Here is a 225-nt window from a genome sequence, read left to right as displayed (position 1 = left end):
TTTCAGCTTGTTTCCTGGTTGTTAAAGAACAGAAGATAATAAAGCTATCTTTATTTGGCGTCCCCACGGGGATTCGAACCCCGGTTACCGCCGTGAAAGGGCGATGTCCTAGGCCTCTAGACGATGGGGACAACAAATAAAGATACTCTATCTTACACTTGCTTAACGCACTTTTCTCTCTTCATTTATTTTCTACAATATATCAATCAATCTGTGTGGACACTT

The 225-nt window shown here is 41.3% G+C and carries 1 tRNA gene; it reads right to left on the bottom strand.

Features of this window, described 5'->3' with window-relative positions:
• Nucleotides 1-55 precede the first annotated feature (55 nt).
• Nucleotides 56-131: transfer RNA gene (locus HMPREF2732_RS00005), tRNA-Glu, on the bottom strand.
• Between the last annotated feature and the right edge of the window lie 94 nt (nt 132-225).

Source organism: Haemophilus sp. HMSC061E01 (assembly GCF_001810345.1).
Classification (GTDB): domain Bacteria; phylum Pseudomonadota; class Gammaproteobacteria; order Enterobacterales; family Pasteurellaceae; genus Haemophilus_D.
This window is presented reverse-complemented; position numbering and strand designations above follow the sequence as displayed.